Source organism: Paractinoplanes brasiliensis, assembly GCF_004362215.1.
Taxonomy (GTDB): domain Bacteria; phylum Actinomycetota; class Actinomycetes; order Mycobacteriales; family Micromonosporaceae; genus Actinoplanes; species Actinoplanes brasiliensis.
This window is the reverse complement of record NZ_SNWR01000001.1, coordinates 3127812-3147994: the sequence shown is the minus strand read 5'-3', so window position 1 is coordinate 3147994 and position 20183 is coordinate 3127812. Positions and strand designations below refer to the sequence as shown.

Genomic DNA, 20183 nt, shown 5'->3' with positions numbered 1-20183 from the left:
ACAGTTGGCCCGTGGGATTGACGTGGGCTGAGTCTTATCTGGGCAAGGTACGAGCGAGCATCGGCGACACCGACACGATCCTGTTCGTCGGGGCGCGCGGCGTGATCATCGACGAGCAGAACCGGTTGCTGCTGATCCAGCGCTCCGACAACCACCGCTGGGCCATCCCGGCCGGGGCCATGGAGCTCGGCGAGAGCATGGAGGAATGCGCCGTTCGCGAGGTGTGGGAGGAAACGGGCCTCAAGGCCACCTCGCTCACGCCGTTCGCCTTCTATTCGGCGTACACCTACACCAACGACTACGGCCACACCTACCAGCAGATCCTGATGTCTTTCCGGATCCACACCTGGGAGGGCGAACTGCTCCGCCAGACCGAGGAATCCGTGGACGCCGGCTTCTTCCCGCTCGACGCCCTGCCCGGCCCGAAGTCCTTCGTCATCGACGAGACCCTGGCCGACCTGGCCCAGTTCGAGTCCACCGGACGCCTCGTCGTGAAGTAGGCCCCCGCCCCTGCTCACTCGGCGTGACGCACCTCGCGGCGAAAGTCATGCCCGCACGGGAGCACCACGAAGACCACCGACAGGACGGTCACGGTGCCGTCCTCGTGTTCCTCGTAGTCGAGCGGTTCCGCATTGACATCGGTGACGACCTTGCCGCAGGTGGGACAGCGCCCGCCCGTGGTCACCACGCCGAACTCGTGGGCCGGCATGGACCCGCCACGCTCCTCGACCGGCCCGCTGTCCGCCCCACTTGTCCCCGCGCTCATCTGAGGCCTGACCACGAAGCCCCCTTTTCCACAGAAGCCTGCCCCTCACGGGGCCCGACGTCCGACATTGTGACCGAATTGGCTGATCTTGGCGGCGCCGTTGTGGATAACCGCGGAGCTGTGGACGACCGTCGGACGGCGCGGTCAAATGGTATGGACGGGAACTCAGCGGCCGGGCCGGCTCGAATCCGGGCTCAGCGAGCGGAATCGTCGGTGGTCGAGCCGCCGCTGGTGGGGTGCTCGGCCGACGACGGACGGTAGACGTGGAAGCCGGGGGGAGCGGGCGTGGCGTCGGGCTCCGGGGCTTCCTGAGGGCCGGAGCCGCCCGGGAACGCCGCCGCGGGCTCAGAGCCGCGGGGAGCCGCCTCGGAGGAGGGCTTCTTGTCCTTGCGGCGGCCGAACCAGCTTCGCTTCGTCTCGCCGAGATCAACCTTGGACGGCGGCTCGGTGCGGCGGCGGTCGACGCGTGTGGGCGGGTCGGCCCGCGTCGGGGGAGAGGCGGGGCGGTTCGGGGGTGCGCTGTTGGAGCGCGTACGGGCGGGCACGGTCGGGGCCTCGGGCCACGGATCGGTGGGCTCGGCTGACCGGGCGCTCCACCGCGCGTCGGGGTCGGGCGACGAGCCGCCGCGGCGTGACGGTCCGCCGGATGCGGACGGGTCGCTGGGACGTGACGATCCGCCGGGCGCGGACGGGTCGCCAGGGCGGGACGTGGCCTCGGAGGGACGCGGTGAACCGACGGTGGCGTGGGCGGGACTGGGATCGGCTTCCGCGGAGGGCTCTTCGGCACGCCCGCTCAGGCGTTCGTTGTGAAGGCGGGTCGCGACGTAACCCGCTCGGGCCGCGGCGATCACGGCCAGCAGGGCGACCAGCGCGACGCCCAGGCGGCCGGGCAGCGGGATGATGCCGATGCCGCCGCCCAGCACCCAGGCGATCATCAGGACCGTTTCGGAGTGGGAGAAGGCGCTGGCGCGCAGGCGTTCGGGGACGCGTTCCTGGATGGTGGCGTCGACGGCCAGCTTGGCGATGCCGCTGAAGATCGCGACCAGCAGCGCCAGCAGGGTCACCGTGGCCAGGCTGTAGAACGCCGTGGCCAGGACGCCCACGAGCGCCACGACCGCAAGGCCGGCCGACTGCAGCGCGAGCGGGCGGCGGATGTGCAGACGGGTGCCCACGGCGGTGGACAGGAAGGTGCCCACGGCCAGCGCGCCCCCGATCAGGCCGACGGCGCCCTTGCGGCCGATGTCGGTGCCCAGCACGGTGGTGTCGAGCTGGTCGGCCATGATCACGAAGGCCAGGAAGAGCAGCATGAAGCCGTACAGCAGACGCAGGCTGGCGCTGCCGATCAGCGCGGAGATCACCAGCGAGCCGGAGAGCGGCCTGTCCTCACCCCGTCCCAGACGCAGCATCGCGCGCCACGGACGCGGCACGGCCTCGGGCGGCTCGGAGTCGGCACGTGGGGGCAGGCGCAGCGACACCACCATGCCGACGATGAAGATGATCATCGCCACGCGCAGCGGCCACTGCGGGCCGAACTTGAACGCGAGCAGGCCCACCGGAGCGACCACGGCCCCGGCGAAGGTGCCGTAGACGCTGGCCCGCGCGCCGACCTGGGACAGGCCGACCCCCTCGGGCAGCAGCCGGGGCACGGCGGCCGAGCGGGCCACCCCGTACGCCCGGGAAAGCGCAAGCACCCCGAAAGCCGCCGGATAGAGGCCCCAGCCGAACAGGTGATCGGAGATCACGTAGGCCAGGAACGCCCGGCCGAGCATGGTGACCGCCAGCGCATAGCGGCGGCCGTGCCGGAAATGGTCGAGCAGCGGGCCGACCACCGGCGCCAGCAGCGCGAACGGCACCATCGTGATGAGCAGGTAGAGCGCGACCTTGCTGCGCGCCTCACCCAGCGGGACGTTGAAGAAGATCGTGCCGGCCAGCCCGATCGCGATCAGCGTGTCGCCGGCGCAGGAGAGCGCGTGCAGGTCGAACAGCCGGATCATGCCGGTCTCGCCGGCGGCGCCGCGGGCCCGTGCCGTGCCGACCCGGCGGGTCGCCCAGGCCCCACCGCGCACGGAACCCCGCACCAGCAGGCGGGCCGCCTTGACGCCGGTGCCGACTGTGCGTCCGAGAGTGGGAAGCAGCGGCATGGCACCCATCCTGACTGATCCGGGCCAGCGATGTCCCGTTCCGTGACCGTCGGAATCCCGGGGAGTCGGTGCGGGACCCGCGTACGCGTGGGGGACAATGGATACGTGACGACTCGGACCACCACCCGCGCTGCCCGCCTCGACCAGGTCTGTGCCGATGCGGTCGGCGTCGCCCGCGGCGCGATCACCGATGTGGACCCGGCCGACGTCGGTGATCATCTCGAGGCCATCGCCGAGGGCGACCGGGTGGTGACCCACCTCTTCGAGAGCCACCTCGCGGGCTATCGCGGCTGGCGGTGGGCCGTCACCGTGACCCGGGTGCCACGCAGCCGCCACGTCACCATCTGCGAGACCGTGCTGCTGCCGGGGCCCGACGCGCTGCTCGCCCCGGGCTGGGTGCCGTGGAACGAGCGGCTGCAGCCCGGCGACCTCGGCGTGGGCGATCTCATGCCGACCGCGCCCGACGACGACCGTCTCGCCCAGGGTTACGTGCTCAGCGACGACCCCGCCGTCGAGGAGGTCAGCTGGGAGCTGGGCCTCGGCCGCTCACGGGTCATGTCGCGCGAGGGCCGCATCGACGCCGCCCAGCGGTGGTACGACGGCGAGGCCGGTCCCGAGGCGCCGATCTCGGTCGCCGCGCCGCGTAACGCCCGCTGCGGCACCTGTGGGTTCTACCTGCCGCTGGCCGGCTCCCTGCGCACGATGTTCGGGGTCTGCGGCAACCTCTACGCGCCCGACGACGGCCGTGCGGTGAGCGCCGACCACGGCTGCGGCGCCCACTCCGAGGCTCTGCTCGGCGCGCCCGAGCAGCAGCCGCCGGTCGACGAGCTGCCCACGGTCTACGACGACAGCGAGGTCGAGTCGGTGGCGGTCAGCCGCGGTCACGGCTCGGTCGAGGAGAGCGAGCCGGCCGAGGACTACGGCCACAGCTAAGCCTGTGACGTGACCTTGAACTCGGCGTGGGTGAGGGCGCGCCGGCGTCGGCGGTGCCGGTCGTGCACGATCATCGTGATCAGGCCGGGGATCCCGCAGAGGAAACCGGCGACACAGATCTGCAGCCATCGATCGGGGCCATTCGCCAGCCACACGATCAGGGCGGCGACGGCGAATGCGGCCAAACCGCCGACGGCGAACGGGACCATGGGTGGGTCCAGCGGCTCGACTCGGGGCTTCGGTGTGGTCACACGGACAGGATAGGTCCGCGGGGATCACCGGAGGGCTCCTGTGACAGGGCCGACACAGCCAGGTTTTGCGCAGGTCATCGAGGGCTGAGACCATGCCCGCGACGTTTCCTCGTGATCCGGAGAGGTCCGCATGACCACCGCAGCCGATACCCGTACGCCGAAAAACAGTTTCGATCGGTTCTTTGAGATCTCGGCGCGAGGTTCGACCTTGGGCCGGGAGGTTCGCGGTGGCCTGGCCACCTTCTTCACGATGGCCTACATCGTGGTGCTCAACCCGCTGATCCTGGGCAACGGGGTCGACGGCGACGGCGCTCAGCTGGCCATCACCGCGCTGGCCGCCGGCACCGCCCTGGTGGCCGGCGTGATGACGATCCTGATGGGCGTGGTGGCCCGTTTCCCGCTCGCGCTGGCCGCCGGTCTGGGCGTGAACGCGCTGGTCGCGTACGAGATCGCCCCCGAGATGACCTGGGCCGACGCGATGGGCCTGGTGGTCATCGAGGGTGTGCTGATCGCGATCCTGGTGCTGACCGGCCTTCGTACGATGGTCTTCCGCGCCGTTCCGACCCAGCTCAAGACGGCGATCGGCGTCGGCATCGGCCTGTTCCTGATGATCATCGGCCTGGTCGACGCGGGCTTCGTCCGCCGCATCCCGGACGCCGCCAACACCACCGTCCCGGTCGAGCTCGGCATCGGCGGCAAGCTGTCGACCTGGCCCACCGTCGTCTTCGTGGCCGGCCTGCTGTTCACGCTGGTGCTGTTCGCCCGCAAGGTGCGCGGCGCGATCCTGATCGGCATCCTCGGCAGCACCGTGCTGGCGATCATCGTCGAGGCGATCGCGCATCCCAAGGGCTGGTCGCTGAACACCCCCAAGCTGCCGGAAAAGATCGTCAGCTCGCCCGACCTGTCTCTGCTGGGACACTTCAACGTCCTCGACTCGTGGTCGCGTGCCGGGTGGCTGGTCGTGATCATGTTCATCTTCACGCTGCTGATCACCGACTTCTTCGACACCATGGGCACGATGGTCGCTGTCGGCCAGGAAGGCGAGCTTCTCGACTCCGAGGGCATGCCCCCGCGTACGAAGGAAATCCTGCTCGTCGATTCGGTCGCGGCCGCCGCCGGTGGTGCTGCCAGCGTGTCCAGCAACACCTCGTACATCGAAAGCGCCGCCGGTGTCGGTGAGGGCGCTCGCACCGGTGCCGCCAACCTGGTGACCGGCGTGCTCTTCCTGCTCGCCATGTTCCTGGCCCCGCTGGTCTCGGTGGTGCCGTTCGAGGCGGCGTCGACGGCGCTCGTCGTGGTCGGCTTCCTGATGATGACCGCGGTGCGGCAGATCGAGTGGGACGACTACACCATTGCCGTGCCCGCGTTCCTGGCCATCACGCTGATGCCGTTCACGTATTCGATCTCCAACGGCATCGGCGCCGGGATCATCACCTACGTGCTCCTCAAGGCGGTCACCGGCCGGGCCCGCGAGATCCACCCCATCCTGTACGGGGTGGCGGTGCTCTTCGTCCTCTACTTCCTGCGCGGTCCGTTGGAGACTTGGGTCCTGTGACCTGCGGTGATCGAGGTCATGCCCGTTTCCCATGTCGTTAGCCAAGCTCATTAGCTAGGCTAAGAACCGTGATGGAGTGGCCCGTGGTGGCGGATCGAGGCACAGCCGACGAGCTGGCCAAGACCCTGCGCGAGGCGATCATGCGGCTGAACCGGCGGGTCAGGCAGGCCCGCCCGGTCGGTGATCTCACCTTCAGCCAGCTCTCCGCGCTGACCAGCCTCCAGCTGGCCGGCGCGCTGACCCCGCGCGAGCTCGCCGACGTCGAACGTGTCCAGCCCCCGACGATGACCAAGATCGTCGGGAAGCTGGAGGAACGCGGCCTGGTCGTGCGGGCGCCGCACCCGACCGATGGCCGGCAGGTGATCCTGTCGGCCACCGAGCAGGGGCGGGCCGTGCACGCCCAGTTCGAGAAGGCGCGAAACGAATGGCTGGCCACGCACCTGGCCGACCTGACGCCCGACGAACGGGAAACCCTGGCCAAGGCGTCCGAGATCCTGCAAAAGATCTCACGCGCCTGAGGGTTCGGCTACGCGGCGCTTCGTCACGTGACGATGACGCGTACGACCGAACAGGAGGCACAACCGCGTGCGGTCCGTGCTGAACACCACTTTCCGGTCCCTCAGGGTTCGCAACTACCGACTCTTCGCCATCGGCCAGCTCGTGAAGCTGGTCGGCGTGTGGATGATGTTCACCGCCCAGGACTGGCTCGTGCTCGACCTGTCCGGCAACTCGCCCAGCGCCCTCGGCCTGGTGACGTCGCTCCAGTTCCTGCCCGTCCTGCTGCTGACCCTGTACGCCGGGAAACTCGCCGACCGCTTCGACAAGCGGCGCCTGCTGATCATGGCAAACACGGCGTTCGCGGTCACCGCTGTCGCTCTCGCCGTCATCGTCGCCTCGGGACACGTCCAGCTCTGGCACGTCTTCCTCTTCGCCGGTCTGCTCGGCATCGCCAACGCGGTCGAGACCCCGGTCCGGCAGGCGTTCGTCTCCGAACTCGTCGAGCTGCGGCTGCTGCCCAACGCGCTCGCTCTCTCGGCGGCCACCTTCAACACCGCGCGCATCGGCGGACCGGCCCTGGCCGGTGTCGCGCTCGCGCTCTTCGGCACCGGGCCGGTCTTCCTGATCTCCACGGCGGTCGCGATCGCCCCGATCTTCAGTTATGCCGCCATGCGCACGTCGGAGCTGCGGCCGGCCGCCCGGCAGGCCAAGAAGGACGCCCGCATCCTCGACGGTCTCCGCTACGTCGGCCGGCGCTCCGACCTGGTGCTGCCGATCGCCCTGATGTTCGTGGTCGGCATGATCGGCTTCAACTTCCCGGTCACTCTGGCCGCGCTGGCCAAGATCGATTTCAACGCTGGTCCGTCCACATTCGGGCTGCTCACCACGGCCCTGGCCGTAGGCGCCCTCGGAGGGGCCCTGGCCGGCAGCGCCCGCCGGGCCCGGCCCAGCGCCTACATCGTGATCGGGGCCGCGATCGCGTTCGGCGCCCTCGAATTCGCGGTCGGCTTCGCGCCCAACTTCGTGGTCGCCATGCTCGTCCTGGTCCCGACCGGGTTCTTCTCGATCTACCTGGCCCAGGCGGCGAACCACCGCGTGCAGATGGGCGTCGATCCGGAGTACCGCGGCCGGGTCATGGCGATCTACGTGCTGGTGTTCCTCGGCACCACCCCGATCGGGGCATCCTTGGCCGGTTGGTGGGGCGAGCACTTCGGGGTGGCCTCCAGCATCTCGGGCGCCGGCATCGTCTGCTTCGTCGCCGCCGTTGTCGCGCTGTTCTGGCAGCTCCGCAGCAACGGCGAGCGGATCGAGATGACCCTGCGGCCCCGGCCCCGGCTCACCCTGGTGCCGCCGGTCGACCTCGATCAGCCCGCCCCGGCGAAGCTGCCCACGGCCGCCTGACGGGTATTTGGCAGGAAATCCTATTCCGGTCCGGGGCGGTTCCCCTTTAGCGTCAGTGCGTGGCCCTTGCGCACGTTGTCGTGCTCACGGTGGCGCTCGTTCTTCCCTTGACCGTGCCCTACGCGGTAGCGGTCGCTCTACGGCGGGACGAGTTCCGCCGCAGGCGCGCGTGGGCCGACTGTCCCGCCCAGGCCCGCACGCTGACCTGCCTCGACCGCGACATCCGCGACATCGAACCGGACGCCGTGCTGGCCCGCCTGGCTCCACCGCCGATCGAGTGGCTGGCCCGCGACCTGCGCCGGCTCGACAGGCAGCGCCGGGGTGGCATCACACTGGAGAGCGAGCTGCTGTTGGAGGCCGTCATGCGCGCCTATGACGAGCGGCTCTGCCTGGCCTGCGAGTGTCTGGGCGTCCAGGAGAACTTGCGTCCGCTCGACGGGATGGACCGCGAGATCGAACGCGTACGGGTCGAGGGCGCCCTCGAAGCAGCGGGCCTCGCACTCCGCTGACCGTCGGTGTGGGTGCTGGTGCGCGGCCGTGCCGGTCGGCTCGTCGGCCCGATCCATGTCGGCGGTGACGCGTGCCAACGTCGGCCGGTTTTCCCGTCCCGATCCGTCTTCGCGGGGGCGCTTGGCTGTGCCGATCGGCTCCGTGCCGAACCAGCAAACGTCGGCTCCCACTACTCACCCGCAGCCTTGCGGCGTTCTGCCTTGGTGCTTTCGGCTTTGCGGGCTGTGGGCGGTCAAGGCTGATGAGCCGTGCTGGTCAGGGCCGGGGTTTTGCGGGCTGTGGGTGGTGCTGGGCCGTCATGAGGCCGGCCAGTGCCAGGGCGACGATGGCGCCCGTGAGGCTGGGCAGGCCGAGTTCGTCGCGTACGGCGTAGGAAGCGGCCGACGTTGCGAGCACGCCGCCGGTGTAGGCGAACGCGACCGGCAGTGCCGTGCGGGCCGGGCGGTCGGGGAGGACCGCGGCCACCGCGAGCGCGACGATCAGGATCAGGTCGGGCACCAGGAACATGTTGTCGGTGTGCCACGAATCGTGCAGGAAGAGGAAGGCGAAGGTGCTCACGCTGATGACGGCCGCGACGAGTCGGCCCCAGGCTACGACGGTCATGTCTACACCGTAGACGTTGCACGCGGCCTATGTCTACAGCGTAGACTGCGGCCCGTGCGTCTGACCCCTGCCCTGATCGCCTCGGCCACGCTCGCGCTGGGTGACCGGGAGGGCGAAAAGGCGATGTCCATGCGGCGGATCGCGGCCGAGCTGGGGTGCGACCCGATGGCTGTTTACCGCCACTTCCCCAACCGGCAGGCTCTGCTCGACGCCGTGGCCGACCTGGTGGCCGAGGAAGTGCCGGTTCCGGATGGCCGTGAGCCGTGGGATCGGCGAATCGAGACGCTGCTGTCCGGCATGCGGTCCGCTGCTCTCCGGCATCCCGGAATTGCCGGACATATCGCCTCGCGGCCGCCGCTGGGCCCGGCCGGACGGCGGCTGGCGGGGGCGATGACGGCGGCGCTGGCCGAGGCGGGGTTGCGGCCGGCCGACGTGGTGCGGGCGTTCCAGGCGCTGATCGCGTACTCGGCGGCCGGTCTGCGGATGGCGGTTGACGCGGGATCGGAGGACGCACGCCGGCAAGAGGTGAGCGACGCGCTGGAGGGCATGCTGGACGGCCCGCTGCCGATCGTGGGCTCGGAGGGGCAATTCGCGTACGGCCTGTACCTGCTGCTCAACGGCATCCGGCTGGAAGCGGCAACGGCACGGCAGGGAAGGTGAGCACCTCGTGAACCGGTCACGAAAGAACTGAACATGGCCGGCATCAGGGCGGGCAGCCGAGAGCTGGCGGTGCGTGCGGCTCCCGAATACGCCCAGTCGTTTCCGCTGTTTCCGTCCATGGGTGAGTACCCGATCTATGACGACAGCGTCTACGACGGATTCGACCTGCCCGACAAGCGCGTCCGCGCCTACCGTGACGCTGTCGACGCCGCCGCCCGCGGCAAGGTCGTCCTAGACATCGGGACCGGCCGTGACGCGCTCTGGGCCATCCGCGCAGCCCAAGCCGGCGCCCGGCACGTCTACGCGATCGAGCAGCAAACCGAAGCCGCTGACCAGGCCGCACGAGCAGTCGCAGCGGCTGGGCTGACCGACCGGATCACCGTCATCAACGGCCCGTCCACCGACGTGAGCCTGCCCGAGCCTGCGCAGGTCTGCGTCTCCGAGATCGTCGGGAACATCGCCTCCGCCGAAGGCGCCGTCCCCGTCCTCGCCGACGCACGGAAACGCCTCTGCACGCCGGACTGCGCGTGGATCCCCTTCCGGATTCAGACCTGGGCGGCCGCGGTCGACCTCTCCGCGTACGAGCTGGCCTTCGCCACCGAAAGCCTGCCCTACCTCGAGCGGATTTTCAGCGCCGTTGGTCGGCCGTTCGATGTCCGGCTCTGTCTCGGTGGGCCAGTCGCGGCGCTACCCGTTTCCACCGCTGCAGCCATCGAGTCGATCGTGTTCGACCACCGCCGACCTCCACCGGCAACCGACACCAGCACCGACGCCCTGCTCACCGTCGACGTCCCCGACGTCAGCCGTTTCGCCGCCCGTCCGAGGTGCAGTTCCTCGGCGACGGTGACGGTGACCGGTCTGATGCTCTGGACCCGCGTCGCGGTCACCTCCGCCGTGGCGGAAATCGACACGCTCACCGACAATACGCGCAGCTGGGCCCCTGTCTATGCGCCGCTCTCGCTCGACGGCATCCCCTGCCGGGCCGGTGACCGACTGGCCGTTACGTTCCGCCGCGCCGCCGGTGACGACGGCCTGCACCCGGACTACCAGGTGTCGATGGTCGGGCCCGATGCGACCGGCGAAGCGCTGGTCTGGAGCAGCCCGCACCACGGCGGCGACTTCCGGATGACAGACCTTCACCGCAGCCTGTTCCCATGACCGGGCCGGACACGTCGGGCCGTAACGCTGAAGGTTCGATCCCTTTCGCGAGGTCTTGGGTCACTTTCGGCTAGTAGCTCTGTGTAGCTCTGGCGGTCATCGGCCCGCTCATCACTGTCGTGCTGCGCGCAGGATCCAGCGCCCAGCACGAAGTGATGAACGCTGGATCCTGCGGCTGCCCGAGGCCGGCCCGGACTGGGACGCGATCGCCAAGTGCGAGTCCGGCGGGGTGAGGTGGCCCGAATTGCAACTGACATCGGTAGACGGTTTGTGCAAAATTTCGCTGAGCGGGTGCTCATTCGCGCCCGGTCGTTCTCCGGGTGAGACATAGAGGTCTCGAATTCTCCACGACGGCAGATCTCATGTGGCACGCAGAAACGCTACGGAAAGTCACCACAGAAGGTGAGCCAGAGCCTTTCCCTGCGACTTTCCGATTCGTTGACAATGGCATGATCGAATGCTTACAACGTGAGTGGCGGGTTCGAAATAATAATGGCATGGCGCAGCTGTCTTTGTTCAGCCGGGCGGAAACGTCTTCGATGCGTGATCGGACGCGGCGTCGTAATTATTCGGCGTCCGGCGATGAGTTTCGGCGTGAGCATGCGCGTCGTCGGGAGTGGGGTCTTCGGCAGCGGCATGCGCGGAAGTTGAGCTGGCTTCGGCGTCGTGGTGGGGCGACTTATCTGGGTTCGGCGCTGCTGCCGTATGACTCGGAGGTGCCGGCGCAGGTCACGGCCGCCGGGGCTGCGGCTCGCGAGCGGAATGCTGTTCCGGACCCCGCAACGGATCGGCTCGGTGCTCGTCCTGCCCTGGGTGTTGGGGGTGCGCTGGCGGTTGAACGTGAGTTGGGTGCTGGGGGTGAGTTGGGTGCCGGCGGTGAGCGGGGTATTGGCCGTGAGCTGGGTGGTGGGCGTGAGATGGGGCTGGGCCGAGTGGTGGGCCTGCGATGGGGGCTGGGCCGGGTGATGGGCCTGCGATGGGGGCTGGGCCCGCGCTGGATACTGGGCCCGCGCTGGATGCGGGGTCCGCGCTGGATGCTGGTCCTGGGCTAGGCGCCGGCCCTACGCCGGATGCTGTGATCGCGGTCGGGCGGGAGAATGCGGTTTCGGGATCGCGAGCCTGGGATGGTGAGCGTTTCGCGACCCAAGGGTGCGGAGTGGCGGCGCGTGTTTTTCGGTTGCGCTCTTGTGGGTTTTTCAAGAATTTCTTTGGTTGCTGTCTTGTGGTGGTTGCGGTGAGTTTTCATGCCGTTGTTTGCCGGCGGCCGGCTGCAACTCGTCATGCTGTGGTCAAGGCCGGGAAAACACCTGTCGTGTGGCAGATGCCGTTGTTCGGTTGCGGGTGTTCGGTGGGAACAAAAGAGACAATTCTCTTGGTGCGAAATATGCGGGTCGTTGCCCGTGGCCTGCTGTTGCCTGTATTGCGGATATCGTCGCCGTTGGCTTTGCTGGGTGCGGGTTGCTGTTGCGCGGTGGTGGCAGAGGCTTGTGGTCGGCCGGCCGGTCACGTCGGTGTCGCGCGGTGGCGTTGTATTCGTCGAGGTCGAGGTCGAGGTCGAGGTCGAGGTCGAGGTCGAGGTCGAGGTCGAGGTCGAGGTCGAGGTCGAGATCGAGATCGAGGTCGAGATCGGGGTCGAGATCGGGGTCGGGGTCGGCTGGGGGAGTCATGCCGAACCGGGAGAAGGATCGAGCCGGGGGAGACGAAGCGCAGTCGACGCCGAGACTGTTGCGGCGCGGCAGGGAGTGGCGTGTCGCGGGGTGAGGGCCGGCAGCCGACGAGGCGTGGCGGCGTAAAGCGTCACGGCACCGTCTGGCGAGGCGTCACAGGGGCCAGGTGGCGAGCCGTTCGTATTGGCCGTTCGCGCTTTCCACCAGGGAATACTCCGTGACCGGCCACGGCTGCCCCGCGTACCCGGCCAGCGTCTGACGCAGCGCGGGGTCCGGACGGTACGAGACCGTCAGGTGTGGATGGAACGGCCGGTTGTCGCTCGGGAAACCGCCCAGCGTGAGGGCGTCGCGCACGCTGTTGCGCAGTTCGTTCAGCGCGGCGAGGTCACCGTCGACGCCGGCCCAGCACGCCGAACCGAAACGGCCGCCTCCCGTGAGGCGCAGCTCGAACGGGCCGGGTGAGGGCACGTCACGCAGGATGTCGAGCACTGGCGCGGCCGGGGCGTCGCCGAGGAAGACCAGAGTGAGATGCCACTTGTCGACCGGCGTCAGTTTCGACATTCCCGGCAGCGCGCCGCGCAAGTCGGAGAGCGCTGCCTGAGGCGGATAGACCGCGACGAAAAGCCGGGTCAGGACGACTCGCGGGCGGCCGGGCCGCCGCCGAAGAGGACGTCGTCCCAGCTTGGCAGCCGCTTGCGGGGCTTCGCCTCGTCGGTCTCGGCGGACTGCTGCTGGCCCTGGCCCACTGTGCGGCGCGGCCGGAGGACAGCCAGCGAAGGCACGGCCGGCACCTCCTTGGGCAGGTCGGAGTCTTCGTCGAAGGCCGAACCGGCGCCACCGCCGAGCAGGGCCGCGGCCCCGCCGGCGACCGGGCGGCGCGGCGTCTCGGACGGGCCCGCGTCGAGGCTGCGGCTGCCCGCGGACGGGCTGAGCGGCCGGTCGAGCGACGCGAGCAGCGCGTCCCGCCCGGCCCGGATCGGGTCGCGGGTCGGACGCGGCGTCGGCGTGTCGGCGGCGGGCAGGCCGTGGCCACCACGGGCGGGCTCGGCCGAACGCGAAGGGCCGGGCAGGCCGTGGCCGCCACGCTCGGTGAACGCCCGCTCGGGAGCCGGTTCCTGCCCGAGGATCTGGGTCGGCCGCTCTGCGCACAGGTATTGCGCCATGTCGTCGTGCGGCGACACGACCTGGCGTCCCTTGTCGAGATCCCAGATCGCCTGGGCCGTCGCCTTGCCGGAGGGCCAGGTGGCGACGATGCGCCACGTGCCGTCGTCACGACGGTAGGCGTCCCACGAAATCTTTTCGGTGTCGATGCCGTGCTGGGCCAGGCGGCTGTCGACCACCTCGGCCAGCGGGGCGCCGGAATCCGACGTCTTGAGGCGGGTGCGGCGTGCGTGCTGCGCCAGCATGGCGCGTTCCTGCAGCACCGGACCGGCGTAACGCAGAACGCGGTCGACCGGCACGCCGGCGATGCGAGCGACCTCTTCGGCCGAGTCGCCGGAGCGGATGCGGGCCTGAATGTCGCGCGGGGACAGCGACGGCTGGGCGTCGGGCGCCATGATCGCGACAGCTGTGCCCGGTGACACCGGGTGTCCCTCTTGGCTGATCGCGCCGGAGACCCGGTCGTCGATCGGTAGGGCCAGGAGCCGGCCGACCTCGTCGGCGAGCACCATGGCCTGGCCGTCCTCGGAAAGGGCGACGAAGCGTACCGGCCGCATGCGTTGCCTCCGTCCCGTCACTCTCTAGGAACTGCCCGGTGGCCTGTGCTCCCGAGAGTCAGCCACTCGGGCGCGTTTCGGAACACGGTACGCGTCTTGGTCACCTAATGGTGGTAAGCCACGCCAGTCAAGTTCGCTGAGCTGCGATGATCTTGAAAATTCAGAACCCTCAACTGCACCCGTACGCGTCGTGGGGTGACCAAGAGCACTGAGGCGGAACCCGGCCCGTCACCGCGACCGGCTGCAACACCGGGCCCGTGCCGCGGGCTCCGGCCGTGGCGGGTGGTCACGGCCGGAAACCCGGAAACCCCGAAACCCGGGAAGCAGCCGGGCGGACCGGGTGGCGGCCGAAGCCCGGGATGCCGGCCGGAAGCCCGAGAATCCACTAGAGGCGCTCGACGACGTAGTCGATGCAGGCGGTCAGGGCGGCCACGTCCGAGGGCTCGATCGTCGGGTACAAGGCGACCCGCAGCTGGTTGCGGCCGAGCTTGCGGTACGGCTCGGTGTCGACCACGTCGTTGGCCCGCAGGATCTTGGCGATGGCCGCCGCGTCGACGCCCTCGAAGTCGATCGTGGCCACCGCCGACGAGCGCAGGGCGGGGTCCGTGACGAACGGGGTCGCGTACGAGGAGCGGTCGGCCCAGTTGTAGATGGCGGCGGCGCTCTCGGCGCTGCGCTTGACGGCCCACGAGAGCCCGCCCTGGGAGTTCATCCAGTCGAGCTGTTCGGCGGCCAGGAACACTGTGGCCAGGGCGGGAGTGTTGTAGGTCTGCTCCAGCCGGGACTGTTCGATCGCGGTCACCAGGTCGAGGAACTGCGGGATGTACCGGCCGCTCTGCTTGATCTCGAACGCGCGCTCGATCGCGGCGGGCGAGAGCAGGGCCAGCCAGATGCCGCCGTCGGAGCCCAGCGCCTTTTGCGGGGCCAGGTAGTAGACGTCGGTCTCGCGCAGGTCGACGTCGAGGCTGCCGCCGCCCGAGGTGGCGTCGGTGAGCAGTAGCGCACCCGGGTCGGCGCCCTCGACGCGGCGGACGGGGACGGCCACGCCGGTGGACGTCTCGTTGTGGACCGAGGCGTAGACGTCGACGCCGGCCTCGGCCGTCAGGTAGGCCGCTTCGCCGCCGGGAGCGCGATGCACGGTCGGGTCGGCCAGGAACGGCGCATCCTTGACGGCCTTGGCGAACTTGGCCCCGAACTCGCCGAACTCCGCGAACTGCGCCTTTTCCCGTACGAGGCCGAAGGCCGCCGTTTCCCAGAACGCGCTGGTGCCGCCGTTGGAGAGGATCACCTCGTAGCCCTCGGGCATCGAGAAGAACTCGGCGAGGCCGCGACGCAGGCGGGCCACCTGGTCCTTGACCGTCTTCTGCCGGTGGGAGGTGCCGAGGAAGGTACGCGACACCGCGGACAGCGACTCGACGCCCTCGGGGCGCACCTTGCTCGGGCCGGAGCCGAAGCGTCCGTCGACGGGCTTGATCGTGTCAGGGATCCGGATGTCAGTCACGCTCAAACATTATGCGAGAGGTCGGCCCAACCCTCGACCTGCTGGGGCTTGCGGGCCGCTGGTCCCACATAGCGGACCGAGGGGTGCACCACCCGGCCCAGACGCTTCTGTTCGAGCACGTGCGCGCTCCACCCGGCGACCCGCGCACAGGTGAACATCGAGCTGAACATGTGACCGGGCACCTCGGCGAAGTCGAGCACCACGGCCGACCAGAACTCCACGTTGGTGGGCAGCGGCCGGTCGGGCTTGCGGGCCTGCAACTCGGCCAGCGCCGCCCGCTCGAGCGCGAGGGCCACCTCGTAACGCGGGGCGCCCAGCTCGCGGGCGGTGCGCTTGAGGACGTTGGCCCGCGGGTCCTCGGCGCGGTAGAGCCGGTGGCCGAAGCCCATCAGCCGTTCCCCGCGATCGAGGACGCCCTGCACGTAACCGTCGGCGTCGCCGCTGCGCTCGACGTCCTCGAGCATCGTCAGCACCCGGGCCGGGGCGCCGCCGTCGAGCGGGCCGGAGAGCGCGCCGATGCCCGAGGAGATGCAGGCGGCCACGTCGGCGCCGGTCGAGGCGACCACACGGGTGGTCAGCGTGGAGGCGCTCATGCCGTGCTCGGCGGCGGAGATGAAGTACGCGTCGACCGCCTTGACGTGCCGGGGGTCGGGCTCACCCCGCCACCGGCGCATGAACCGCTCGACGATCGTCTCGGCCTTGTCGATGTCTTTCTGCGGCACGGCCGGCAGGCCGAGCCCGCGCGCGGCCTGGGCCACGAAGGAGAGCGCGGTCACCGACACCCGGGCCAGGTCGCGCCGGGCCTGCTCGTCGCTGATGTCGAGCAGCTGGTCGAGACCCCAGTACGGCGCCAGCATCGCGACCGCCGACTGCACGTCGACCCGGATGTCGCCGGAGTGCACCGGCACCGGGAACGGTTCCGCCGGGGGCAGACCGGGACCGAAACGGCCGTCGACCAGCAAGCCCCAGACATTGCCGAACGAGACCTGGCCGATCAGGTCCTCGATGTCGACGCCGCGGTAGCGCAGCGCGCCACTGACGTCGTCGGGGTCGGCGATCTGGGTCTCGAAGGCGACGACACCCTCGAGCCCGGGCTTGAAGTCGGTCACGACCCTCCCTGCGTACGGCAATGCTGTAGGTGTTTCATCTTGCTCGTCAGGTAACGGCAGGTCGACCCGCCGCGATGTGCTCTCCGCGACACCCATCCTCACCGACCTGACGGACGGCGCGAAGCGACTTAGGGTCGTTTCCGTTGCTAACGACCCTACGGACCACGCACCGGGAGCACACGTGACCCTCGAACCGCCGTCGCCCGCAGGCATGCGGCGTGACTACACCGCGCGTGGGGCGCTGCTCGAGACCGAGTTGGCGGCGGACTGGCACACCCAGTTCGAGGCCTGGTTCACCGAGGCGGCCGGGTTCGGCCTGCCCGAGCCGAACGCCATGATCGTCGCGACCGCCACGCCGGACGGCCGGCCGAGCGCCCGGACGGTGCTGCTCAAGGAGTACGACGAGCGCGGCTTTGTGTTCTTCACCAACTACTCCTCGCGCAAGGGCTCCGAGCTCGCCGCCAACCCGTACGCGAGCCTGGTCTTCCCCTGGTTCCCGATGCAGCGCCAGGTGCTGGTCACGGGCGTGGCCGAGCGGGTGAGCCGCTCCGAGACCGAGGAGTACTTCGCGAGCCGGCCGCGCGGTTCCCAGCTGGGCGCCTGGGCGAGCCCGCAGTCGTCGGTGCTGCCGGACCGCGAGACGCTCGACGCCGGTCTGGCCGCGGTGCGGGAGCGCTTCGGTGACGGCCCGATCCCCGCGCCGGAGCACTGGGGCGGGTTCCTCGTCGTGCCCGAGACGGTCGAGTTCTGGCAGGGGCGGAGCAGCCGCCTGCACGATCGGCTGTGCTACCGCCGTACGGGCGAAGGGTCTTGGGTTGTCGAGAGGCTCGCGCCGTGAGCGAAAAGGTGGCCGAGCGCAAGTCCTGGGTCATCGACGTCCGGCCCCTGCGGGTCACCGCTTACCGGCGGATGTGGGTCGGCAACGGCCTCTCGTTCTTCGGCTTCCAGTTCACCGCGGTGGCCGTCCCGGTCGAGATGTACGCGATCACCCACTCGTCGGCCTGGGTCGGCCTGCTCGGCATCGCCGGCCTGATCCCGCTGCTGATCTTCGGGCTGTGGGGCGGGGCCGCGGCCGACGTGGTCGACCGGCGCAAACTGCTGCTGGCCAGCTCGTTGCTGGCCTGGATCGCCACCGTAGGACTGCTCGCGCAGGCTTTGTTCGCCGTGAACAGCGCCTGGCTGCTGCTGGCGCTGACCGCCGTGCAGTCGGCCGGGTTCGCGATCAGCTCGCCGACCCGGCAGGCGATCATCCCGCGGATCGTGCCGACCGGGCTGGTGCCGGCGGCCAACACGCTGTCCTACACGACCACCACGGCCGGTGGGGTGCTCGGTCCGCTGGCGGCCGGCCTGATCTTCGCGGTCTCCGGCACGGGCGCCGGGGTCACCACGGCGTACCTGGTCGACGCGATGTTGTTCACGATCTCGTTCTGGGCCACCTGGCGGCTGCCGCCGATCCCGCCGATCGAGCACGAGCCGGGCGAACAGAGGCCCACGGCCGGGCTCAAGGGCATCGCGGTCGGCCTGAAGTTCCTGGTCACGCAGCCGGTGCTGCTGCTCTCGTTCGCTGTCGACATCGTCGCCATGGTGTTCGCGATGCCCCGGGCGCTCTTCCCCGAGGTGGCCGTCGACCGGTTCGGCGGTGACTGGGCGGTGGGCTGGCTGTTCAGCGCGATCGCGATCGGCTCGGTGGTGGGCGGCCTGACCTCGGGCTGGATCGGCCGGATCAAGCGGCAGGGCGTGGCGCTGGTGCTCGCCGTGGTCGCGTGGGGGGTGGCGATCGGGCTGTCCGGCCTGGCCCACAGCCTGTGGCTGATGGTGCTGCTGCTCGCGGTCGGCGGCGCGGCCGACCTGGTCAGCGCCGTGTACCGGCAGTCGATCCTGCAGGTCTACGCGCCCGACCGGCTCCGCGGCCGGTTGCAGGGCGTGTTCACCGTGGTCGTCGCGGGTGGGCCGCGCCTCGGTGACCTGCGCGCGGGTGCGACCGCCGACCTCACCTCGCCGGCCGTCTCGTGGGCCGGCGGCGGGTTCGCGGCGGCGGGTCTGGCCGTCGTGCTGGCGGCCGCCTTCCCGGCCCTGCTCAGATACCGCCCTCCCGCGGTGCAAGCCGCCGGTACGGATGACGACGCCAACCGATAATGTCCAAGCCATGACGAGTGTCGTAGCCGCGAAGTCCGGCACCCAGTGGTCCATCGAGGCGGACGGGCAGAGCGCCGTCGTCGTGGAGGTCGGCGGCTCGCTCCGCGGCTACTCCGTCGGCGACGTGGCGGTGCTCGACGGCTTCGAGGCCGACGAGCTGTCCCCGGCCTCGGCCGGCCAGATCCTCGCGCCGTGGCCCAACCGCATCCGTGACGGGCAGTACACGTTCGAGGAGCAGGCCTACCAGCTCTCGCTGACCGAGCCGGCCCGCCACAACGCCATCCACGGCCTGGTCAACTGGAGCCGCTGGACGCTCGCCGAGCAGTCCGCGTCCTCGGTGACCCTGCAGTTCGAGCTGCCCGCGCAGATCGGCTACCCGTGGTGGTTGACCCTGCGGTCCACCTGGTCGGTGTCGGCGGCCGGCCTGCGCTGCGACCAAGAGGTGGTGAACAACTCGGCGACGAACGCGCCGTGGGGTTACTCCGTGCACCCGTACGTGCAGCTGCCCGGTGTGAGCGTCGACGACACCCTGCTGCACGTGCCGGCCCGCAAGCGGATCGTGGCCGACGCCCGGCTGCTGCCGATCGGGGCCAACCCGGTCGCCGGCACGGAGTTCGACTTCACCGAGCCCCGCAAGGTCGGCGACCTGGTGCTCGACACCACGTTCAGCGACATCACGCACGACGCCGAGGGAGTCACCGAGGTGACGATCGCCGACCCGTCCTCCGACCGCAAGGTGGTGGTCTGGGCCGACGACAAGTTCAAGTACTGGCAGGTCTTCTCGGGCGACACGCTGCACGGCGAGCGGTTCCGCCGGTCGCTGGCGATCGAGCCGATGACCTGCCCGCCCGACTCGTTCCGCACCGGCCGGGACCTGATCGTGCTGGCCCCGGGCGAGCGCTGGACGGCCTCGTGGGGAATCAAGGGCTGACGTTCCGTGGAATTCGATGACGTCCTGCGCAAGCGGCGGATGGTGCGCAGCTACGACCCCGACCGGCCGGTGCCGCCCGAGATCGTTGACAAGATCGTGCGGCACGGGCTGCGCGCCCCGAGCGCCGGTTTCTCGCAGGGCTGGAGCTTCCTGGTCCTGACCGAGCCGGACGACCGCGACCTCTTCTGGTCGTCGACCGCCTCACCGGACGCGCCGGACGACTGGCTGACCCGGATGCAGACCGCGACGGTGATCATCGTCTGCTTCTCGAACAAGTCGGTCTATCTCGATCGCTACGCCCAGCCCGACAAGGGCTGGACGGATCGCGACGAGGCGCGCTGGCCGGTGCCGTACTGGGACATCGACACCGGCTTCGCCGCGCTGCTCATGCACCTCAGCGCGGTCAACGAGGAACTGGGGTCGTGCTTCTTCGGCATCCCGGTTCCGGCGATCCCGGGCTTCAAGGACGCGTTCGGTGTGCCGGCCGAGTTCAGCCCGATCGGCGTGCTCACCGTCGGCTATCGGGCACCGGACAAGAGGTCTCCGTCACTCAAGCGCGGGCACCGCCCGGTGGACGATGTGGTGCATCATGGCCGGTGGGCCGCGCCGCAACAGGGCTAGGCTGGGCAACGCTGTGCGGCATGACAG

At 69.9% G+C, this 20183-nt stretch carries 22 protein-coding genes; 14 read left to right on the top strand and 8 right to left on the bottom strand.

The genetic code is table 11. The features are described 5' to 3' along the window. Window positions 1-11: 11 nt before the first annotated feature. The gene (locus C8E87_RS13990) at window positions 12-500 is read left to right on the top strand and encodes an NUDIX domain-containing protein (RefSeq protein ID WP_133873502.1); all 489 of its coding nucleotides are present in this window, start codon (window positions 12-14) and stop codon (window positions 498-500) included. A 14-nt stretch (window positions 501-514) separates the two neighbouring features. Here the strand turns inward: C8E87_RS13990 and C8E87_RS13985 are convergent, their stop codons facing one another. Both C8E87_RS13985 and C8E87_RS13980 read right to left on the bottom strand, forming a co-directional pair. Then, the gene (locus tag C8E87_RS13985; RefSeq protein WP_133873501.1) at window positions 515-781 is read right to left on the bottom strand and encodes a hypothetical protein; all 267 of its coding nucleotides are present in this window, start codon (window positions 779-781) and stop codon (window positions 515-517) included. Window positions 782-960: 179 nt separating this feature from the next. Then, the gene (locus tag C8E87_RS13980; RefSeq protein WP_133873500.1) at window positions 961-2907 is read right to left on the bottom strand and encodes an MFS transporter; all 1947 of its coding nucleotides are present in this window, start codon (window positions 2905-2907) and stop codon (window positions 961-963) included. Window positions 2908-2994: 87 nt separating this feature from the next. On the opposite strand from C8E87_RS13980, the gene C8E87_RS13975 reads away from it, so the two are divergent. After that, the gene (locus C8E87_RS13975) at window positions 2995-3840 is read left to right on the top strand and encodes a DUF3027 domain-containing protein (protein ID WP_133873499.1); all 846 of its coding nucleotides are present in this window, start codon (window positions 2995-2997) and stop codon (window positions 3838-3840) included. Here C8E87_RS13975 and C8E87_RS13970 read toward each other — a convergent pair. After that, the gene (locus C8E87_RS13970) at window positions 3837-4049 is read right to left on the bottom strand and encodes a DUF2530 domain-containing protein (protein ID WP_133876816.1); all 213 of its coding nucleotides are present in this window, start codon (window positions 4047-4049) and stop codon (window positions 3837-3839) included. The genes C8E87_RS13975 and C8E87_RS13970 overlap by 4 nt on opposite strands. 172 nt (window positions 4050-4221) lie before the next feature. On the opposite strand from C8E87_RS13970, the gene C8E87_RS13965 reads away from it, so the two are divergent. The 4 genes from C8E87_RS13965 (at window position 4222) to C8E87_RS13950 (ending at window position 8054) form a co-directional block, all read left to right on the top strand. Further along, window positions 4222-5646: an NCS2 family permease gene (locus C8E87_RS13965; protein WP_133873498.1), complete on the top strand. Its 1425-nt coding sequence runs from the start codon at window positions 4222-4224 to the stop codon at window positions 5644-5646. Window positions 5647-5717: 71 nt separating this feature from the next. Next, window positions 5718-6164 carry a MarR family winged helix-turn-helix transcriptional regulator gene (locus C8E87_RS13960; RefSeq protein WP_133876815.1) on the top strand — a complete coding sequence of 149 codons (447 nt, stop codon included), beginning with the start codon at window positions 5718-5720 and terminating at the stop codon, window positions 6162-6164. A gap of 67 nt (window positions 6165-6231) precedes the next feature. After that, on the top strand, window positions 6232-7545 hold the full coding sequence (locus C8E87_RS13955; RefSeq protein WP_133873497.1) for an MFS transporter: 1314 nt from the start codon (window positions 6232-6234) through the stop codon (window positions 7543-7545). 59 nt (window positions 7546-7604) lie between these two features. After that, entirely contained in the window at window positions 7605-8054 is a 450-nt protein-coding gene (locus C8E87_RS13950; RefSeq protein ID WP_133873496.1) for a hypothetical protein, read from the top strand. Between the two features lie 256 nt (window positions 8055-8310). On the opposite strand, the gene C8E87_RS43685 is transcribed toward C8E87_RS13950, so the two are convergent. Then, window positions 8311-8658, bottom strand: coding sequence for a hypothetical protein (locus tag C8E87_RS43685; RefSeq protein ID WP_166661162.1), 348 nt, complete (start codon window positions 8656-8658; stop codon window positions 8311-8313). A gap of 54 nt (window positions 8659-8712) precedes the next feature. On the opposite strand from C8E87_RS43685, the gene C8E87_RS43680 reads away from it, so the two are divergent. The 4 genes from C8E87_RS43680 (at window position 8713) to C8E87_RS43675 (ending at window position 12269) form a co-directional block, all read left to right on the top strand. Beyond that, window positions 8713-9318: a TetR/AcrR family transcriptional regulator gene (locus tag C8E87_RS43680; protein ID WP_166661161.1), complete on the top strand. Its 606-nt coding sequence runs from the start codon at window positions 8713-8715 to the stop codon at window positions 9316-9318. A 33-nt stretch (window positions 9319-9351) separates the two neighbouring features. Then, window positions 9352-10476 carry an SAM-dependent methyltransferase gene (locus C8E87_RS13940; protein ID WP_133873494.1) on the top strand — a complete coding sequence of 375 codons (1125 nt, stop codon included), beginning with the start codon at window positions 9352-9354 and terminating at the stop codon, window positions 10474-10476. 917 nt (window positions 10477-11393) lie between these two features. After that, window positions 11394-11528, top strand: coding sequence for a hypothetical protein (locus tag C8E87_RS46330; RefSeq protein ID WP_275409103.1), 135 nt, complete (start codon window positions 11394-11396; stop codon window positions 11526-11528). Window positions 11529-11927: 399 nt separating this feature from the next. Further along, window positions 11928-12269 (top strand): hypothetical protein, encoded by a 342-nt coding sequence (locus tag C8E87_RS43675; protein ID WP_166660995.1) that lies wholly within the window; start codon window positions 11928-11930, stop codon window positions 12267-12269. Window positions 12270-12296: 27 nt separating this feature from the next. On the opposite strand, the gene thpR is transcribed toward C8E87_RS43675, so the two are convergent. The 4 genes from thpR to C8E87_RS13915 form a co-directional block, all read right to left on the bottom strand. Further along, window positions 12297-12776, bottom strand: a complete 480-nt coding sequence (thpR, locus tag C8E87_RS13930) for an RNA 2',3'-cyclic phosphodiesterase (protein ID WP_279536891.1) — start codon at window positions 12774-12776, stop codon at window positions 12297-12299. Next, complete coding sequence (gene sepH, locus C8E87_RS13925; RefSeq protein ID WP_133873493.1) at window positions 12773-13858, bottom strand: septation protein SepH; 1086 nt, start codon at window positions 13856-13858, stop codon at window positions 12773-12775. Before sepH ends, thpR begins: the two co-directional genes overlap by 4 nt. Window positions 13859-14243: 385 nt before the next feature. Further along, window positions 14244-15365, bottom strand: coding sequence for a phosphoserine transaminase (gene serC, locus C8E87_RS13920; protein ID WP_133873492.1), 1122 nt, complete (start codon window positions 15363-15365; stop codon window positions 14244-14246). After that, window positions 15362-16468, bottom strand: coding sequence for a citrate synthase 2 (locus tag C8E87_RS13915; protein WP_133873491.1), 1107 nt, complete (start codon window positions 16466-16468; stop codon window positions 15362-15364). Before C8E87_RS13915 ends, serC begins: the two co-directional genes overlap by 4 nt. Window positions 16469-16679: 211 nt before the next feature. On the opposite strand from C8E87_RS13915, the gene pdxH reads away from it, so the two are divergent. The 4 genes from pdxH to C8E87_RS13895 are packed head-to-tail and all read left to right on the top strand — an operon-like array spanning window position 16680 to window position 20156. After that, a complete protein-coding gene (gene pdxH / locus C8E87_RS13910) occupies window positions 16680-17306 on the top strand; it encodes a pyridoxamine 5'-phosphate oxidase (RefSeq protein WP_133876813.1) in 627 nt (208 codons plus the stop codon). Beyond that, window positions 17303-18604, top strand: a complete 1302-nt coding sequence (locus C8E87_RS13905; protein WP_133873490.1) for an MFS transporter — start codon at window positions 17303-17305, stop codon at window positions 18602-18604. Before pdxH ends, C8E87_RS13905 begins: the two co-directional genes overlap by 4 nt. A gap of 10 nt (window positions 18605-18614) precedes the next feature. Next, a complete protein-coding gene (locus tag C8E87_RS13900) occupies window positions 18615-19535 on the top strand; it encodes an aldose 1-epimerase family protein (protein ID WP_133873489.1) in 921 nt (306 codons plus the stop codon). 6 nt (window positions 19536-19541) lie between these two features. Beyond that, complete coding sequence (locus C8E87_RS13895; RefSeq protein ID WP_133873488.1) at window positions 19542-20156, top strand: nitroreductase family protein; 615 nt, start codon at window positions 19542-19544, stop codon at window positions 20154-20156. The last annotated feature ends 27 nt before the right edge of the window (window positions 20157-20183 follow it).